The sequence below is a fragment of the Variovorax sp. RO1 genome, from assembly GCF_002849325.1.
In the GTDB taxonomy this organism is placed as follows: domain Bacteria; phylum Pseudomonadota; class Gammaproteobacteria; order Burkholderiales; family Burkholderiaceae_C; genus Variovorax.
Map to the genome: position 1 here is coordinate 813,444 of NZ_PKMT01000001.1, position 16,431 is coordinate 829,874.

Genomic DNA, 16,431 nt, shown 5'->3' on the forward strand with positions numbered 1-16,431 from the left:
TGTGCCTGCGGATCGCTTAGGCTCGGCCTGACACATTCAGGACAAAACGAGACCGCGAGATGGACATCGATCAGATCAAGGGAAGGCTGGACTTCCTTCGCGAGGCCGAGCGCCTCAAGAGCGTGCTGCGCAGCGCGCACACCGCCTCGGGCCGCACCGAGAGCACGGCAGAGCACAGCTGGCGCCTGTGCCTCATGGCCATGGCCTTCGAGGACGAGCTGGCCGACCTCGACCTTCTCAAGGTGCTGAAGATGTGCGTGGTGCACGACCTGGGCGAGGCGATCCACGGCGACATCCCCGCCATCGTGCAAGGCGCGCACCCCAACAAGAGCGCGCAGGAGCGCGAAGACCTGCAGGTGCTCACGCGCACGCTCGATGCGCCGCTGCGTGCGGGCATCCTTGCGCTGTGGGACGAGTACGAGAAAGCCGAGACGCCCGAAGCGCAGGCGGTGAAGGCGCTCGACAAGCTCGAAACCCTGCTGCAGCACAACCAGGGCGCGAACCCGCCGGACTTCGACTACGAGTTCAACCTCGGCTACGGCCAGAAGCACACCGGCACGCGGCCGCTGTTTCGTGCCATGCGGGCGTTGGTGGATGCCGACACGCAGAAGAAGGTGGGGGCCGCGCGGCGGGCGGAGGCGGGGCCGGTGGTTCGCCCCGAGCAGCCGGGCGACGAGGCTGCCATCCGGCAACTGACGGTGGCCGCGTTTGCCGAGGCACCGCATGCCGACGGCACTGAACACCTCATCGTCGACGCCTTGCGCGCGGCCGATCAGCTCACGCTGTCGCTCGTGGTCGAGGAAGGCGGCGAGATCGTCGGCCATGTCGCGCTGTCGCCCGTGGCAATCTCCGATGGCACGACCGGCTGGTACGGCCTGGGGCCGATCTCGGTGGCGCCTGCGCGCCAGGGGCAGGGCATCGGCCGGCTGCTGATGGACGCCGCGCTGGCGGGCCTGCGCGACACCGGCGCGCAAGGCTGCGTGCTGCTGGGCGACCCGGCCTTCTATGGCCGCTTCGGCTTCGTCGTGCGGCCCGGCCTGGTGCTGCCGGGCGTGCCGCCGGAGTATTTCCAGGCCGTGTCGTTCCACGGCGCATGGCCGGTCGGCGAGGTGCGGTACGACGCGGCGTTCGGCGTCGGTGCCTGACGCACGGGCTGAGGCGCGGGCTGGGCGCGCGGGCCGTTCATAATCGCCCCCGTCATGCCTGCCCGCCACCTGCCTTCGGACACTGCCCATGCGCCGCGCGTGAAGCGCGCGCAGACCTCGGTGTCCGCGCGTTCCGCGACCCCCGAACCGCCCCGCCGCCGCATCCATGACGGCGGCGCGTCCCGCAGCCTTGCGGGCTTCACCGCGATGGAAAGCAGCGCAGCACCGGCCCGCGCGCCGGCTGCGGCGCGCCCGCGCAACTGGCGCACCACGCTGCTGGGCGTGGCGCTCGGCCTGGTGATCGCGATGTTGCTGCTCATGAAATGGCTGCTCGACTACCAGGTCGATGCCGCGCAAGCACGCCACGCGCAGGAAGCCCAGGCGCGCACGCAGGCCGCGCGCTGCTTCGGCCGCGATGCCGGGCCGTCGTGCCCGCCGGCCGGTCGCACGGTGGTCGAGACCGTCGAGTCGGCCGCGACCCGATAACCGTCGCGCACCGCGCGGGCGGTGCCTTTTTCGTTCCGTTCAGCGCAGCACCAGCACCGGAATGTGCGAGTGCGTCAGCACGTGCAGCGTCTCGCTGCCCAGCAACAGCCGTGCGAGGCTGCGGCGCCCGTGCGAGGCCATCACGATCAGGTCGCAGTCCTGGTTCTTTGCGGTGTTGATGATGGCCTCGGCCACCTGGTTCGACTTCATGACCACCGAATCGGCGCGGCGCACGCCCTTGGCCAGCGCGGTGTCGCGCACCGCATCGGCCACGCGCTGGGCCGCCTGCTCGACGTGTTTCTGGTTGGCTTCGAAATCCGTCTGGTTCAGCAGCATCGAGCCTTCGAAGTAGCCGTACGGCTGGATGTGCGCGACGTTGACGCTGACCAGCTCGGCGCCGGTCAGCAACGCGAGGTCGATGGCCGTGGCCACCGCCTTGTCCGACAGCGGCGAGCCGTCGGTTGCGACGAGAACACGCTTGTACATGGCAGGCTCCTTGGCCCCCGGCACCGCGGGTGCCTTGCCATTCCAGTCTAGGTCGCGCGGGCGGCACATTCAAGGCCGACCCCGCGCGTCCTTCCTGTGCGTCAGCTGCTCGTGCTGTGGCGACGTCCCAGTGCGAACACCGAGTTCGGCGCGTCGACCACGAAGGGCTTACGCACCGGCGAGCCGACGACGGCTGTCGTGCGGCGGGCGGCCGCGCTGGTGGCGGGCTGCACGCCCTTGGCCTTCTGTTCGTCGACCAGGCTCTGCAGCGAGATCGAGCGCAGGAACTCGACGGCGCGCAGGTTCACGGAGGCCCACAGGTCGTCGATCTCGCAGCGGCCGGGCTCGTTGTCCGAACCGGCGGCGCGCGGACGGATCTTGCTGGCGCCCAGGTCTTCGATGGTGAGCACGACGTCGGCCACCGTGATCTCCGCGGCCTTGCGGCTGAGCGAGTAGCCGCCGCCGGGGCCGCGGGTGGATTCGACCAGCCCGTTGCGGCGCAGCTTGGCGAACAGCAGTTCCAGGTACGAGAGCGAGACTTGCTGGCGCAGGCTGATCGAGGCCAGCGTGACGGGGCCCGAGCGGCCGTGCAGGGCGATGTCGATCATCGCGGTGACCGCGAAGCGGCCTTTGGTGGTGAGGCGCATGGTGTTTCCTTCCTTGCTTGTCGTTCTGTGTGCGCTTACTCGTCCCGGCCGCCGGCGATGCCCAGCAGGGCCAGCAGCGACTGGAACACGTTGTACAGGCTCAGGTACACGCCCAGCGTGGCCGAGATGTAGTTGGTTTCGAGGCCGTCCTTCACGCGCTTCAGGTCGTGCAGGATGAAGGCCGAGAAGATGCCGATGGCGGCGACCGACAGCGTCATCATCAGCGCGCTCGACTGGATGAAGACGTTGGCGATGCCCACCACCAGCAGGCCGATGGCGCCGACGAAGAGCCACTTGCCCATGGCCGAGATGTCGCGCTTGATGACCGTCGAGAGCATGGCCATGCCCAGGAAGATGCCGCCGGTGCCGGCGAAGGCGGTCATCACTAGGCTGGCGCCGTTGGACAGGCCGAGCACGCTGCCGACCAGGCGCGACAGCATCAGGCCCATGAAGAAGGTGAAGGCCAGCAGCACGGGCACGCCGGCGGCGGAGTTCTTGGTTTTCTCGATGGCGTACATGAAGCCGAAGGCGCCGCCGAGGAACACCATGAGGCCGATGCCCGGCGACAGGGCGCGCGTGAGGCCGGTGGCCACGCCGAGCCAGGCGCCCAGCACAGTGGGCACCATCGACAGCGCGAGCAGCCAGTAGGTGTTGCGCAGAACGCGGTTGCGTTCCTGGACCGAGGCCAACGGTGCGCCGAAGCTGGAGGGGTAGGCCGATTGGCTGGAGTTCATCAAAAAATCCTGAAAAGAGAGAGGGCCGGACGGGTCGTGTGACACGTGCGGCAGGGCCGTCAGACGGCTGAAAAAGAAGGGGCAGGGGCGTCGCGTGAAACAGGCGACGGGCCGGATGGGTGAGCGCAAACGCCCGGACCGGATCGGTCCTCAGGCGTTCGCTCGCCGCCGCGCGGCCTCAGGCGGCGAGGAGGGCGCGGGGCCGGGGTGGCCGCTTGGGCCGGTCGAGCAGTGGCGAGACCACCGACGTGGAGCCCAGCCGCGGCGGTTGCGCGGAGAGCACCAGCAGGTTGCGTGCGTGGGGGCGGGCGTCGAGCAGTTCGGCGTGCTCGGAGCCCGCTTCGTCCATGGCGGACGGGTCTTCGGCGGACGTGTTGCCGATGTCCTTGTCACCGCCATCGGCCAGCGAGACGGCGAGCGTCACGACGGTCTGGCGTTCACCGGACGATGTCACATGGTTGCCGCCCACCAGCCCATGCGCGAGCACGGCGAAGCCGTAGCAGGACAGCATGAAAGCGAGGACGGTAGCGGCAAACCAGCGGGACATGTAGGGGTATTTTACCCGCCGCGACGGATCGGGCCCGGCGGGCGCGAATTCATCCGACCTGCGCGCACGGGTGTTGCCATCGTCCATCGGGTGGAACGCTGCAGGCAAATTTCGCCGACTACCGGACTTCGGGGCGCGCTTTTACGCTGACGGTCATGCATCGGGGCCATTTTTTCCCCGGCATTCACCCTCACAAAGGAAGCCTCTCATGTCCAAGCCTTACACCCGTCTCGACAAGAACGATGTCGCCGTGCTGCTGGTCGACCACCAGACCGGCCTGCTCTCGCTGGTGCGCGACATCGACCCCGACAAGTTCAAGAACAACGTGCTGGCCCTGGCCGACATCGCCAGCTACTTCAAGCTGCCCACGGTGCTGACCACCAGCTTCGAGAACGGCCCCAACGGCCCGCTCATGCCCGAGCTGAAGGCGCAGTTCCCCGACGCGCCCTACATTCCGCGCCCCGGCCAGATCAACGCCTGGGACAACGAAGATTTCGTCAAGGCCGTGAAAGCCACGGGCAAGAAGCAGCTGTTGATTGCCGGCGTGGTCACTGAGGTCTGCGTGGCCTTCCCGGCGCTGTCGGCGTTGGCCGAGGGCTTCGATGTGTTCGTCGTCACCGATGCGTCGGGCACCTTCAACGACGTGACGCGCCAGGCCGCGTGGGACCGCATGTCGGCCGCCGGCGCGCAGCTGATGTCGTGGTTCGGCGTGGCGTGCGAGCTGCACCGCGACTGGCGCAACGACATCGAGGGGCTGGGCACGCTGTTCTCCAACCACATCCCCGATTACCGCAACCTCATCACCAGCTACACGCAACTGACCCAAGGAAAGTGAGCACGCCATGACCATCCCCAACAACGTTGCCAACTTCAACGGTGCCAAGCCCGTCATTGACCCCGACGACGCCGTGATGCTGCTCATCGACCACCAGAGCGGCTTGTTCCAGACCGTGAAGGACATGCCGATGACCGAGCTGCGTTCCAACGTCACCACGCTGGCCAAGGTTGCGACGCTGGCGAAGATCCCGGTCATCACCACCGCGTCGGTGCCGCAGGGGCCCAACGGGCCGCTGATTCCCGAAGTGCACAAGTACGCGCCGCATGCGCAGTACGTGGCGCGCAAGGGCGAGATCAACGCCTGGGACAACCCCGAGTTCGTGGCCGCCGTGAAGGCCACCGGGCGCGGCACGCTGATCATTGCCGGCACCATCACCAGCGTGTGCATGGCCTTCCCGAGCATCTCGGCCGTGTACGACGGCTACCGCGTGTTCGCGGTGGTCGATGCGTCGGGCACGTACTCGAAGATGGCGCAGGAGATCACCTTGGCGCGCGTGGTGCAGGCCGGCGTGGTGCCGATCGACACCGCCGGCGTGTGCTCCGAAGTGCAGAAGACCTGGCACCGCGACGATGCCGCGCAATGGGCCGAGGCCTACAGCGCCGTGTTCCCGCCGTATCAGCTGCTGATCGAGAGCTACATGAAGGCGCAGGAGGTCGTGACGAACAGCGAGCAGCTGGATTCGCAGCGCAGCTGACACACCGGATCGCATCCTCGATGCGACACTGACGAACGCCGCGCCGCACGCGAAACCTGCGGCGCGGCGTTCCTCATTTCAACGCACGGCAAGGAGCCCTCGCATGGACAGTCCCCGCATCCTGATCATTCCCGGCAGCGCCCGCGACGGTTCGCTCAACCGCCAGCTGGCGGCCGTGGCCGCGGCCACCGCGCGCGCGGCAGGCCTGCAGGTGACGGAGATGGACCTGCGCGCGCTGGCGCTGCCCGTGTACGACGGCGACCTCGAGGCCGCCTCGGGCGTGCCCGCCGGCGCGCTCGAACTGCGGCGCGCCATTGCGGCGAGCGACGGCGTGCTGATCGTCACGCCCGAGTACAACGGCTTTCCCACGCCGCTGGTCATCAACGCCTTCAGCTGGCTCTCGCGCATTCCACCGGGCGACGGCCACGCGGGCGGCCTGGCCGCCACGGCCAACAAGCCGGCCGCGCTGCTGTCGGCCTCGCCCGGTCCGCTGGGCGCGCTGCGCTCGATGAACTTCCTGCGCCAGTACCTGCAGATGGCCTTCGCGATGCTGGTGGCGCCGCAGCAGTTCGCGCTCGGACGTGCGAACGAGGCCTTCGATGCCGACGGCGCGCTGAAGGACGCGCGCGCCGCGCAGTCGGTGCAGAAGGTGGTGGCGGCGCTGGCCGCGCTTGCGACGGCGTTGCCCACCCCACGTTGATTCGCGCAGGGGCGGCGTTCGTGCTGTCGCGCGAACGACCGTCCCGATCCGCATCGCGACGTATCTTCGACCGCACATTGGAAGAAGGACGAGACGACATGCAATTCGAATTCACGCCCCGGGTGCTCGCGCTGCGCGCCGAGCTGCTCAAGTTCATGGACGAACACGTCTACCCGAACGAGAAGCGCCGCGAGGAAGAGCTGGCCGCCAACGCCCGCGCTGGCCGCCCGTATGCCGAGCTGCCGATGATGGCCGGCCTCAAGGCCAAGGCGCGTGAGCGCGGCCTGTGGAACCTGTTCCTGCCCGAGGCCGAACACGGCCCGGGCCTGACCAATGTCGAGTACGCGCCGCTGTGCGAGATCATGGGCCGGCGCTACTGGAGCGCGGAAATCTTCAACTGCTCCGCGCCCGACACCGGCAACATGGAAGTGCTGGCGCGCTACGGCACCAAGGCGCAGCAGGAGCGCTGGCTCACGCCGCTGCTGGCCGGCGAGATCCGCTCGTCGTTCGCGATGACCGAACCCGAGGTCGCGTCGAGCGACGCCACCAACATCCGCTGCAGCATCCGCCGCGAAGGCGACGAGTACGTCATCAACGGGCGCAAGTGGTACATCACCGGCGCCATGAACGAGCGTTGCGAGATCTTCGTGCTGATGGGCAAGACCGACCCCGACAACGCCGACCGCCACAAGCAGCAGTCGATGGTGCTCGTGCCGAAGAACACGCCGGGCATCACCATCGTGCGCGACATGCAGTTGCTCGGCATGTACGACCCGCCCTTCGGCCACCCCGAGATCGTGTTCGACAACGTGCGCGTGCCGGTCGAGAACATCCTGCTGGGCGAAGGCCGCGGCTTCGAGATTGCACAAGGCCGCCTTGGCCCCGGACGCATCCACCACTGCATGCGCGCCATCGGCATGGCCGAAGCCGCGCTGGAGATGATGTGCCAGCGCCTCGTGTCGCGCGTGGCCTTCCACAAGCCGCTGTCGGAGCAGGGCGTGTGGCGCGAGCGCATTGCCGAGTCGCGCATGCTCATCGAGCAGTCGCGCTGGATGGTGCTCCACGCGGCCTACCGCATGGACACCGTGGGCAACAAGGTTGCGGCGAAAGAGATCGCGATGATCAAGGTGCTCACGCCCAACAACTGCGTGAAGGTGATCGACTGGGCCATGCAGGCCTTCGGCGCGATGGGCCTGAGCCAGGACACGCTGCTCACGCACTTCTACGCCTACGAGCGTCACTTGCGCGTGGCCGACGGCCCCGACGAGGTGCACCGCAACGCGATCGCGAAGCAGGAGCTGGCGGCGTACCAGTAACGGCAACGCCGCCGCCGCGAGCGCGTCAGTCGACGCGCTTCGCGCGCTCCAGCATCGCGTGCAGCAAGACGTTGCAGCCGGCCGTCAGGTGGTCGGGCTGCGCGTCTTCGATCTCGTTGTGGCTGATGCCGTCCTTGCAAGGCACGAAGATCATGCCGGCCGGTGCGAGCCGCGCGGCATAGATCGCGTCGTGGCCTGCGCCCGACACCACATCCATGCTTGAGTAACCGAGCTTCTCGGTGGCGCGGCGCACCGCGTCCACGCAGTCGGGGTGGAACGGGCAGGGCGGGATGTACGACACGCGCTCGATGGTCACGCCCAGCCCGGTCTCGCGGCCCGTGCGCTCGACGAACGCCAGGATCTCGCCATGCATGCGGTCGAGCAGCTCGTCGTTCACGTTGCGCAGGTCGACCGAGAATTTCACCTGCCCTGGAATCACGTTGCGGCTGTTCGGGTGCACCTGCACCATGCCGACCGTGCCGCGGCCGTACGGTTGGTAGCGCATCGCGATGGCCACCACCTCCTGCATGATCCGCGTCGCCACCTGCAGCGCGTCGCGGCGCAGGTGCATGGGCGTGGGGCCCGCATGCGCTTCCATGCCGGTCACCACGCAGTCGTACCACGAGAGGCCCAGCACCGCCGGCACCACGCCGATCACCTTGCCCGCGTCTTCCAGCACCGGCCCCTGCTCGATGTGCGCCTCGAAGTAGGCGCCGATGGGGTGGTCGCCCGGCGTCTGGCTGCCCACGTAGCCGATGCGCTCCAGCTCTTCGCGCACCGTCTTGCCTTCGGTGTCTTTCGCGGCATAGGCGTGTTCCAGGCTGAAGGCGCCGCAGAACACGCCCGAGCCCATCATCACCGGCACGAAGCGCGAGCCTTCTTCATTGGTCCAGAACGCGACCTCGATGGGTGCTTCGGTGCGGATGCCCTGGTCGTTCAGCGTGCGCACCACTTCCAGCGCCGACAGCACGCCGTAGTTGCCGTCGAACTTGCCGCCGGTCGGCTGCGTGTCGATGTGGCTGCCCGACACGATGGGTGGCAGCGCGGGGTTGGTGCCTTCGCGGCGCATGAAGACGTTGCCGATCTTGTCGACCGTGATGCTCAGGCCGGCTTCCTTGCCCCACGAGACCACGAGGTCGCGGCCCTGCTTGTCGAGGTCGGTGAGCGCCAGCCGCTTGACGCCGCCCTTGGGCGTGGCGCCGATGCGCGCCAGCTCCATCAGCGAGTTCCACAGGCGCTCGCCGTTGATCGTCAGCACCTGTGTGTCCACTGCTGCATTCATGTATGACTCCTTGGGGATTCAGCGCGCCACGGCCGTGGGCGCGTGCTGCTGCTTGAAGCGTTCCAGCGCGGTGAACATCGGCGCGAAGGGCGGGCGTTTCAGGTAGCGACCGGTGCCGGGTTCGGCGCGCAGGTCGCCGTCGCGGTAGACCCAGCGGCCCGCGCTCACGGTGTGGCGCGGCACGCCGGTGACTTCGCGGCCCTCGAAGATGTTGAAGTCGCTCTTCGAGTGCTGCGTTTTTACCGACAGGGTCTTGGTCGCCTTCGGGTCCCACACCACGATGTCGGCGTCGGCCCCGGCCTGGATCACCCCCTTGCGTGGGTACAGGTTGAACAGCTGCGCCGCGTTGGTGGAGGTGACGCGCACGAACTCCGACGGCGTGAGCCGGCCGGCGTTGACGCCCGCATCCCACAGCACGGCCATGCGTTCTTCGACGCCGCCGCAGCCGTTGGGGATTTTCGTGAAGTCGTTGCGGCCGGCGGCCTTCTGCTCGGCGCAGAAGGTGCAATGGTCGGTCGCCGTGGTGTGCAGGTTGCCGCCTTGCAGGCCGCGCCACAGCATGGCCTGGTTCTCGCGCGAGCGAAAGGGCGGGCTCATCACGTGGGCGGCGGCGCGCGCGAAGTCGGGGTCGCGGTAGGCGCTCTCGTCGACCACCAGGTGGCCGGCCAGCACTTCGCCGTACACGCGCTGGCCGCGCGCGCGGGCGCGGGTGATGGCTTCCAGCGCCTCGCCGCACGACACGTGCACCACGTAGATCGGCACGCCCAGCACCTCGGCGATGGCAATGGCGCGGTTGGCGGCTTCGGCCTCGACCATCGGCGGGCGCGACAGCGGATGGCCCTCGGGGCCGCGAATGCCCTGTGCCAGCAACTGCTGCTGCAGCATCGCGACCAGCTCGCCGTTTTCCGCGTGCACCGTGGGCATGGCGCCGAGTTCGAGCGAACGCTGGAAGCTCTTCACCAGGATCTCGTCGTCGGCCATGATCGCGTTCTTGTAGGCCATGAAGTGCTTGAAGCTGTTCACGCCGTGCTCCTGCACCAGCGTGCCCATGTCCTTGTGCACGCTGTCGTTCCACCAGGTCACGGCCACATGAAAGCTGTAGTCGCCGGCGGATTTTTCGGCCCAGCCGCGCCACATGCGAAAGGCGTCCATCAGCGACTGCTGCGGGTCGGGAATCACGAAGTCGATGATGCTGGTGGTGCCACCGGCCAGGCCCGCCGCCGTGCCGCTGAAGAAGTCGTCGGCCGCCACGGTGCCCATGAACGGCAACTGCATGTGGGTGTGCGGATCGATGCCGCCGGGCATCACGTAGGCGCCGCCGGCATCGACGACTTCGGCGCCGGTCGGTACCTGCAGGTCGGTGCCGACGTGGAGGATCTTTTCCCCCTGGCAGAGCACGTCGGCACGGTGCTCGGCATCGGCGTTGACCACCGTGCCACCGCGAATGAGAACGGTCATGGCGTGGGTTCCTTTACGTTGTTTCAGCTGGGGTTCTTGAGGGGCGGGGTCATGCCCTGAAGCTGCGGCGCGCGCGCCTTCATCAGCCCCATGTAGACCACGGCCGACAGCACCACGCCGACGAACCAGGCGTAGGTGTAGATCGTCTTGAAGAACTCGGGCATCGACGGCACGGCCTGCGGGAACGCCGCATTCAGAAAGCCCGGAATGTTCGGCAGCACGCCGACGACGAAGGCGATGACGGCCGCCATGTTCCAGCCGTTGCCGTAGCTGTAGGCGCCGTTCTCGCGGTAGAGCGCATCGACGTCCAGCTCCTTGCGGCGGATGAGGTAGTAGTCGGCAATCAGGATGCCCGCCACCGGCCCGAGCAGCGCCGAGTAGCCGATGAGCCAGGTGAAGATGTAGCCCTGCGTGGTTTCGAGCACCTTCCACGGCATCATCACGATGGCGATGCCGGCCGTGATGTAGCCGCCCGTGCGGTACGAGATCTTCTTCGGGTTGAGGGCAGAGAAGTCGTAGGCCGGGCCCACGAGGTTGGCCGCCAGGTTCACGCTCACCGTGTCGATCAGCAGGACGATGAGCGCAATGAGCACCGCGGCGCCGGTCATGCGGCTGGCCAGGTCGACCGGGTCCCACAGCGCCTTGCCGTAGATGACCACCGTGGCCGAGGTGACCATCACGGCCATCATCGCAAGCAGGCCCATGGGTGCGGGCAGGCCGATCACCTGGCCCACCACCTGGTCGCGCTGCGAACGCGAGAAGCGCGTGAAGTCGGGAATGTTCAGCGCCAGCGTGGCCCAGAAGCCCACCATGGCCGTGAGCGACGGCCAGAACACCGCCCAGAACATGCCGGCCTTCTTGCCGCCGGCCTCGAACTGCGAAGGCTGGTCGAAGATCGGGCCCAGGCCGCCCGCGCGCTGCACGGCCCAGTAGAGCAGGGCAATGCACACGATGATCTTGAGCGGCGCGGTGTAGGTTTCGAGCCGGCGGATCGATTCGATGCCGTGCACCACGAAGTACAGCTGGATCGCCCAGAAGATCAGGAAGCACACGAGTTGTGCGCCGTTGATGCCGAGCATCGGCAGCTTGTCGCCGCCCAGTTGCTGGCCCATGAGAACGCCGACCAGCGTGTAGATCATCTGGCCGCCGAACCAGGTCTGGATGCCGTACCAGCCGCAGGCCACGATGGCGCGCAGCAATGCCGGCAACCGCGCGCCGCGCGTGCCGAACGAAGCGCGCGCCATCACCGCATACGGAATGCCGTACTTCGCGCCCGCGTGCCCGATGAGCAGCATCGGCACCAGCACGATGGCGTTGCCGAGGAACACGGTCAGCACCGCCTGCCCCCACGACATGCCGCCTTCGATCAGGCTGGCCGCCAGCATGTAGGCGGGGATGCACATCACCATGCCCACCCAGAGCGCGGCGAAGTGGTACCAGCGCCACGTTCGCTGCGCCAGCGTGGTGGGCGCGAGGTCTTCGTTCCAGAGGTTGGCTGTGGGGCTGCCGCTTTGCGATGAGGTGTTCATGGTGTTTGTTCCTGCATGGGGCTGGGCTGGGAAGGGGACTCACGCGGCGCAGGCACGATCCGTGCCGACCCCGCGGATCAGTGCGGGCTGGCGTCGGCGACGCGCAACGGGTTGTTAGGGTGCGTGGTCCAGTTGGCGTAGTGACCGGCGACGGGGTGGCCGGTGCGCGCGTCCGTCTCGCCGGCCTTCAGCGTGCGCATCGACAGCGCGCCGGGCACCGGGCAGATCGACACGCACAGGTTGCAGCCGACACACTCTTCTTCCTTCACCTCGAAGAAGCGCGTGCCGTCCTTGGTCGCGCTGATGGCCTGGTGCGAGGTGTCTTCGCACACCACGTGGCAGCGGCCGCACTGGATGCACAGGTCCTGGTGGATCACCGCCTTGTCGACGTGGTTCAGGTTGAGCTGCTGCCAGTCGGTGATGCTGCCGACCGCGCGGCCGCGCATCTGTTCGAGGTTGGCGTAGCCCTTCTGGTCCATGAAGTTGGAGAGGCCGTCGCACAGGTCCTGCACGATCTTGAAGCCGTAGACCATGGCGGCGGTGCACACCTGCACCGAACCGCTGCCCAGCGCGATGAACTCGGCCGCATCGCGCCACGTCGAGACGCCGCCGATGCCGGAGATGGGCAGGCCCGCCGTCAGCGGGTCGCGCGCGATCTCGGCCACCATGTGCAGCGCGATCGGCTTGGCGCCGGGGCCGCAGTAGCCGCCGTGTGAGCCCTTGCCGTCGGTGTGCGGGAACATCGCCATCGCATCGAGGTCGACGCCCATGATCGAGTTGATGGTGTTGATGAGGCTCACCGCGTCGGCGCCGCCTTTCTTGGCCGCGCGCGCGGCGGGCCGGATGTCCGCCACGTTGGGCGTGAGCTTCACGATCACCGGCAGCTTCGAGTAGTGCTTGCACCACTCGGCCACCATCTGGATGTACTCGGGCACCTGGCCCACGGCCGCGCCCATGCCGCGTTCGCTCATGCCGTGCGGGCAGCCGAAGTTCAGCTCGATGCCGTCGCAGCCGGTGTCTTCGACCATCGGCAGGATGTTCTTCCAGGCCTCTTCGGTGCACGGCACCATGATCGACGCCACCAGCGCGCGGTCGGGCCAGTTGCGCTTCACGCGCGTCATCTCGTCGAGGTTGGTGCGCAGCGGCCGGTCGGAGATCAGCTCGATGTTGTTGAAGCCCGTCACGCGACGGTCGGCTGCATACGACACGGCATAGCGCGGGCCGTGCACGTTGACCACGTTCGGGTCTTCGCCCACGGTCTTCCAGACCACGCCGCCCCAGCCGGCCTCGAAGGCGCGCACCACGTTGATCTCTTTATCGGTCGGCGGCGCCGAGGCCAGCCAGAAAGGGTTGGGGCTGCGGATGCCCACGAAGTCGATGCTCAGGTCTGCCATGTGAATTGCTCCTGTCGCGCCGCGGCGCGCTCGGATGAGAGGTGAGAAAGGAAGAGGGGCGGCGTCGCGTCAGGCGGCGCGCAGGTGGCGGTCGATGGACAGCGCGGCCTGCTTGCCGTCTTCCACCGCCTCGACCGTGAGGTCGCGCCCGCCGAAGCGCGCGTCGCCGCCGGCCCACACCTTCGGGCGCGAGCTGCGGCATTCGGCATCGGTGTCGATGCGTCCGCCTTGCAAGCGCACGCCGCTGTCTTCCAGCGCGGTCGCAACAAAGCTCTGGCCGATGGCGCACAGCACCATGTCGGCCTGCAGCGCGAGAGCCTCGCCGGTCTCGACCAGCTTGCCGTCGACCAGCGCAGTGCGCGCGAAGTCGATGCCGCGCAGCACGCCGCCCTTGGCGCGCAGGGCCTTGGGCGCGGCCCAGTGGATGATGCGCACGCCGTTCTCCTTGGCCCAGCTCTGCTCGTCGACCGAGGCGCCCATGGCCTCGGCGCCGCGCCGGTAGACGATGCTCACGTCTTCCGCGCCCAGCTTGCGCGACTGCACGGCCGCATCCACGGCGGTCATGCCGCCGCCGATCACCACCACGTGGCGTCCGATGGCCACGTCGGCCGGCGAGGCGGCTTGCCGAAGTTCGGCGATGAAATCCACCGCGTCGCGCACGCCGGCCTGCTCGCCCAGGCCCAGTGCGTTCACGCCGGCCAGGCCGAGGCCGAGGAACACCGCGTCGTAGTCGGTGGCGAGCGCATCCAGGTGCAGCTCGCGGCCCAGCGCCTGGTTGTTGCGCACGTCGATGCCGCCGACCGACAGCAGCCATTCGATCTCGCGCTGCGCGAAGCCGTCCACCGTCTTGTAGCTCGCCAGGCCGTACTCGTTCAGGCCGCCGAGCTTGGGGCGCGCATCGAACAACGTCACCTGGTGGCCCAGCACCGCGAGGCGGTGGGCGCAGGCCAGGCCGGCCGGGCCCGCGCCGACCACGGCAATGCGCTTGCCCGTGTCGGCCGCGCGCACGAACAGCGGTGCGCCGGGCGCGTCGAAGAAGGCATCGGTCGCGTGGCGCTGCAGCAGGCCGATTTCGACCGGCTTGCTCTCGTTGCTGTTGCGCACGCAGGCCTGCTCGCAGAGCACCTCGGTCGGGCAGACGCGGGCGCACATGCCGCCCAGCGGGTTCTCTTCGAGGATGGTGCGCGCCGCGCCGCGCAGGTTGCCGTCGGCAATGCGGCGGATGAAGGTCGGGATGTCGATGCCCGTGGGGCAGGCGGTCTGGCAGGGCGCGTCGAAGCAGTAATAGCAGCGCTCGGCCTCGATGTTGGCCTGCACCACGTTCAGCGGCGGGTGGGCGTCGCAGAAGTTCTTGGCGTACTGCGCGGGGTCGAGACGGCCGGCGCGCACATCGGAGGCAATGTGCGCGCTGGGCGCGACGGGATTCATCGTGCTGCTCATGGACTTTCAAGCTCCAGGTCGTGGTGGGGTAACCGTGTGCGACATGAGAGATCGAGCCCTCATGAAGTTTGACCAAGTGGTCGAATGTCGCGATGATTCAGCAAACGAGGTGTGCCGCCCATACACAGTTGGCGCGGCGCACAAGAAAGTGTTTGCCGCTGTCGACCATGCTGTTTGGTGCACTCCCCAGCACAGTTGTCCAGGGCAAACCCTGTCCAGACAGGCCGCATGCGTTTCTCAAGGAGACCCGGTGATGCAGAGTTCAAGCAACGCGTCGGCGCTGCGCCAGACGGCACCGGCCGGTGCCGGTTGGATGCAGGGCCTGATGGGCGACATGGACGAAGCCGCGCCCGGCCTCGGGCTGGCCCAGCGCCTCGTGGTGGGCGTCGAGCTGCGCGTCATCGACGGACGCCTGGCGCCCGGCACCAAGATGCCCTCGGTGCGCGCGCTGGCCGGCAAGCTGGGCATCAGCACCTTCACGGTCACCGAGTCGTACAGCGCCTTGCGTGCCCGCTCGGTGCTGGCCTCGCGGCCGGGCAGCGGCTACTACGTGCTGCACCGGCCAGCGCCTGCGCCGAACGTTGTTGCGCCGCCCGCGGCCGAGGCGCACGCAGACCACGACAGGCCGCCACCGGCCGAATACCGTGGCGACGAACTGGTGCGCGAGGCCATGCGTCGCGTGGCCCGCGCGACCCCCGAATGGGACGACGGCGCCAGGCCCGGGCTCGGACTGGTGCGACTGCGCGAGCGCATCGCCGCACGCCATCGCGCCGAGCTGCCCGCACTCGGTCCGCAGCAGGTGATGACCGCCGCCGGCAGCCTCGGCGCTGCGATGTGCCTGCTGCAGGCGTGGACCGCGCCCGGCGACGCGGTGCTGATCGAGTCGCCCGCGTCGCGCCAGTTGCGCCGGCTGATTCACACGCTGGGCCGGGGCACGCTGGAAGTGCCGCGGCGTGGCGGCTGCCTCGACATTGCCGCACTCGACGAGCAGGCCGCCTTGCTGCCTGCGGAGGGCAGGCGCCGGCTGCTGTTCGTGTCGACGGCCGTGTCCAATCCGCTGGGCGTGTGCATGACGCCGCAAGGCGCGCACCAGGCGCTGCAAGCCGCCGAGCGGCACGACCTGCGCGTCATCGAGCTGGATGCGTGGCGCGGGCTCTCGCCGCTGCAGGCGCCCAGCCTGGCGGCCATGGACGGCCTGCAGCGCGTGGCCCAGGTCGGCAGCGTCTCGGCCACGTTGTCGGCCCGCCTGCGGCTCGCGCATGTGCTGTTGCCGCAGCGCTGGACCGACGACCCCGCGCTGCGCTGCCTGCACACCACGCTCGGGCCGAGCGAGTTCGAGGAACGCGTGGCCTGCGAAGTGCTGGCCGATGCCGGCCACGCGCGCTTCCTGCAGCGGCTCAACACGTCCTTGAAGATCGCTGGCGAGCGCACGCTGTCGCTGTTGACCGGGGCGGGCCTGCAGGCGCTGTGCGTGCCCGATGGTGGCCCTTTCCTCTGCGCCGGCTGGCCGGCCGGCAGCGAGCCGCGGCCGTCGAGCGATGCGGTGCTGCTGGAGGCGCGCAAGCAGGGCCTGCCGCTCACCGCCGCCGCGGACTTCTGCACCACGCCGCAGCCCTTCGCGTGGTTCCGGTTCAACGTCACGCAGTGCGGCGACGAGCGGCTGGTGCGCTTCCTGGCGCGGATCAAGAACCCATGAGTGCTGCGCAGTGCCGTTCCAGGCAAGCGCGCAGCGCGG

16 protein-coding genes and 1 pseudogene are annotated in these 16,431 nt (G+C 68.5%); 8 read left to right on the forward strand and 9 right to left on the reverse strand.

Going from position 1 to position 16,431, the window contains the following annotated elements; translation table 11 throughout:
• Nucleotides 1-59: 59 nt before the first annotated feature.
• From CY658_RS32945 to CY658_RS03790, 3 genes and pseudogenes are all read left to right on the forward strand, one after another.
• Nucleotides 60-623, forward strand: a pseudogene (locus CY658_RS32945) (HD domain-containing protein); the annotation flags it as partial.
• Nucleotides 624-647: 24 nt separating this feature from the next.
• Complete coding sequence (locus CY658_RS32880; RefSeq protein ID WP_257884824.1) at nucleotides 648-1,145, forward strand: GNAT family N-acetyltransferase; 498 nt, start codon at nucleotides 648-650, stop codon at nucleotides 1,143-1,145.
• 54 nt (nucleotides 1,146-1,199) lie between these two features.
• Entirely contained in the window at nucleotides 1,200-1,631 is a 432-nt protein-coding gene (locus CY658_RS03790) for a hypothetical protein (protein WP_101488926.1), read from the forward strand.
• Nucleotides 1,632-1,670: 39 nt separating this feature from the next.
• On the opposite strand, the gene CY658_RS03795 is transcribed toward CY658_RS03790, so the two are convergent.
• From CY658_RS03795 to CY658_RS03810, 4 genes are all read right to left on the reverse strand, one after another.
• On the reverse strand, nucleotides 1,671-2,117 hold the full coding sequence (locus CY658_RS03795; protein WP_101488927.1) for a universal stress protein: 447 nt from the start codon (nucleotides 2,115-2,117) through the stop codon (nucleotides 1,671-1,673).
• A gap of 101 nt (nucleotides 2,118-2,218) precedes the next feature.
• On the reverse strand, nucleotides 2,219-2,764 hold the full coding sequence (locus CY658_RS03800) for an Rrf2 family transcriptional regulator (protein ID WP_101488928.1): 546 nt from the start codon (nucleotides 2,762-2,764) through the stop codon (nucleotides 2,219-2,221).
• A 35-nt stretch (nucleotides 2,765-2,799) separates the two neighbouring features.
• Nucleotides 2,800-3,498 (reverse strand): Bax inhibitor-1/YccA family protein, encoded by a 699-nt coding sequence (locus CY658_RS03805; RefSeq protein ID WP_101488929.1) that lies wholly within the window; start codon nucleotides 3,496-3,498, stop codon nucleotides 2,800-2,802.
• A gap of 178 nt (nucleotides 3,499-3,676) precedes the next feature.
• Nucleotides 3,677-4,132, reverse strand: a complete 456-nt coding sequence (locus CY658_RS03810; protein ID WP_257884665.1) for a hypothetical protein — start codon at nucleotides 4,130-4,132, stop codon at nucleotides 3,677-3,679.
• A gap of 121 nt (nucleotides 4,133-4,253) precedes the next feature.
• On the opposite strand from CY658_RS03810, the gene ycaC reads away from it, so the two are divergent.
• From ycaC to CY658_RS03830, 4 genes are all read left to right on the forward strand, one after another.
• Nucleotides 4,254-4,880 carry an isochorismate family cysteine hydrolase YcaC gene (ycaC, locus tag CY658_RS03815; RefSeq protein ID WP_101488930.1) on the forward strand — a complete coding sequence of 209 codons (627 nt, stop codon included), beginning with the start codon at nucleotides 4,254-4,256 and terminating at the stop codon, nucleotides 4,878-4,880.
• A gap of 7 nt (nucleotides 4,881-4,887) precedes the next feature.
• The gene (locus tag CY658_RS03820) at nucleotides 4,888-5,577 is read left to right on the forward strand and encodes an isochorismatase family protein (RefSeq protein ID WP_101488931.1); all 690 of its coding nucleotides are present in this window, start codon (nucleotides 4,888-4,890) and stop codon (nucleotides 5,575-5,577) included.
• Nucleotides 5,578-5,680: 103 nt separating this feature from the next.
• Complete coding sequence (locus tag CY658_RS03825; protein ID WP_101488932.1) at nucleotides 5,681-6,277, forward strand: NADPH-dependent FMN reductase; 597 nt, start codon at nucleotides 5,681-5,683, stop codon at nucleotides 6,275-6,277.
• 98 nt (nucleotides 6,278-6,375) lie between these two features.
• A complete protein-coding gene (locus CY658_RS03830) occupies nucleotides 6,376-7,593 on the forward strand; it encodes an acyl-CoA dehydrogenase family protein (RefSeq protein ID WP_101488933.1) in 1,218 nt (405 codons plus the stop codon).
• Between the two features lie 25 nt (nucleotides 7,594-7,618).
• Here CY658_RS03830 and CY658_RS03835 read toward each other — a convergent pair whose 3' ends face one another.
• The 5 genes from CY658_RS03835 to CY658_RS03855 form a co-directional block, all read right to left on the reverse strand.
• Nucleotides 7,619-8,875 carry a Zn-dependent hydrolase gene (locus CY658_RS03835; RefSeq protein ID WP_101488934.1) on the reverse strand — a complete coding sequence of 419 codons (1,257 nt, stop codon included), beginning with the start codon at nucleotides 8,873-8,875 and terminating at the stop codon, nucleotides 7,619-7,621.
• Nucleotides 8,876-8,893: 18 nt separating this feature from the next.
• Nucleotides 8,894-10,333, reverse strand: coding sequence for a dihydropyrimidinase (gene hydA / locus CY658_RS03840; protein ID WP_101488935.1), 1,440 nt, complete (start codon nucleotides 10,331-10,333; stop codon nucleotides 8,894-8,896).
• A gap of 23 nt (nucleotides 10,334-10,356) precedes the next feature.
• Nucleotides 10,357-11,862 carry an NCS1 family nucleobase:cation symporter-1 gene (locus CY658_RS03845; protein ID WP_101488936.1) on the reverse strand — a complete coding sequence of 502 codons (1,506 nt, stop codon included), beginning with the start codon at nucleotides 11,860-11,862 and terminating at the stop codon, nucleotides 10,357-10,359.
• Between the two features lie 77 nt (nucleotides 11,863-11,939).
• The gene (preA, locus tag CY658_RS03850) at nucleotides 11,940-13,256 is read right to left on the reverse strand and encodes an NAD-dependent dihydropyrimidine dehydrogenase subunit PreA (protein WP_101488937.1); all 1,317 of its coding nucleotides are present in this window, start codon (nucleotides 13,254-13,256) and stop codon (nucleotides 11,940-11,942) included.
• A 69-nt stretch (nucleotides 13,257-13,325) separates the two neighbouring features.
• Nucleotides 13,326-14,696, reverse strand: coding sequence for an NAD(P)-dependent oxidoreductase (locus tag CY658_RS03855; RefSeq protein WP_374221079.1), 1,371 nt, complete (start codon nucleotides 14,694-14,696; stop codon nucleotides 13,326-13,328).
• A gap of 253 nt (nucleotides 14,697-14,949) precedes the next feature.
• Here CY658_RS03855 and CY658_RS03860 point away from each other — a divergent pair, with 253 nt between their 5' ends.
• Nucleotides 14,950-16,392 (forward strand): aminotransferase-like domain-containing protein, encoded by a 1,443-nt coding sequence (locus tag CY658_RS03860; protein ID WP_180838860.1) that lies wholly within the window; start codon nucleotides 14,950-14,952, stop codon nucleotides 16,390-16,392.
• Nucleotides 16,393-16,431: the final 39 nt, after the last annotated feature.

Coding starts and splice junctions, on each gene's coding strand:
- CY658_RS03790 (WP_101488926.1), top strand. CDS start 1,200: ATGCCTGCCCGCCACCTGCCTTCGGACACTGCCCATGCGCCGCGCGTG.
- CY658_RS03795 (WP_101488927.1), bottom strand. CDS start 2,117: ATGTACAAGCGTGTTCTCGTCGCAACCGACGGCTCGCCGCTGTCGGAC.
- CY658_RS03800 (WP_101488928.1), bottom strand. CDS start 2,764: ATGCGCCTCACCACCAAAGGCCGCTTCGCGGTCACCGCGATGATCGAC.
- CY658_RS03805 (WP_101488929.1), bottom strand. CDS start 3,498: ATGAACTCCAGCCAATCGGCCTACCCCTCCAGCTTCGGCGCACCGTTG.
- CY658_RS03810 (WP_257884665.1), bottom strand. CDS start 4,132: ATGGACGATGGCAACACCCGTGCGCGCAGGTCGGATGAATTCGCGCCC.
- ycaC (WP_101488930.1), top strand. CDS start 4,254: ATGTCCAAGCCTTACACCCGTCTCGACAAGAACGATGTCGCCGTGCTG.
- CY658_RS03820 (WP_101488931.1), top strand. CDS start 4,888: ATGACCATCCCCAACAACGTTGCCAACTTCAACGGTGCCAAGCCCGTC.
- CY658_RS03825 (WP_101488932.1), top strand. CDS start 5,681: ATGGACAGTCCCCGCATCCTGATCATTCCCGGCAGCGCCCGCGACGGT.
- CY658_RS03830 (WP_101488933.1), top strand. CDS start 6,376: ATGCAATTCGAATTCACGCCCCGGGTGCTCGCGCTGCGCGCCGAGCTG.
- CY658_RS03835 (WP_101488934.1), bottom strand. CDS start 8,875: ATGAATGCAGCAGTGGACACACAGGTGCTGACGATCAACGGCGAGCGC.
- hydA (WP_101488935.1), bottom strand. CDS start 10,333: ATGACCGTTCTCATTCGCGGTGGCACGGTGGTCAACGCCGATGCCGAG.
- CY658_RS03845 (WP_101488936.1), bottom strand. CDS start 11,862: ATGAACACCTCATCGCAAAGCGGCAGCCCCACAGCCAACCTCTGGAAC.
- preA (WP_101488937.1), bottom strand. CDS start 13,256: ATGGCAGACCTGAGCATCGACTTCGTGGGCATCCGCAGCCCCAACCCT.
- CY658_RS03855 (WP_374221079.1), bottom strand. CDS start 14,696: ATGAGCAGCACGATGAATCCCGTCGCGCCCAGCGCGCACATTGCCTCC.
- CY658_RS03860 (WP_180838860.1), top strand. CDS start 14,950: ATGCAGAGTTCAAGCAACGCGTCGGCGCTGCGCCAGACGGCACCGGCC.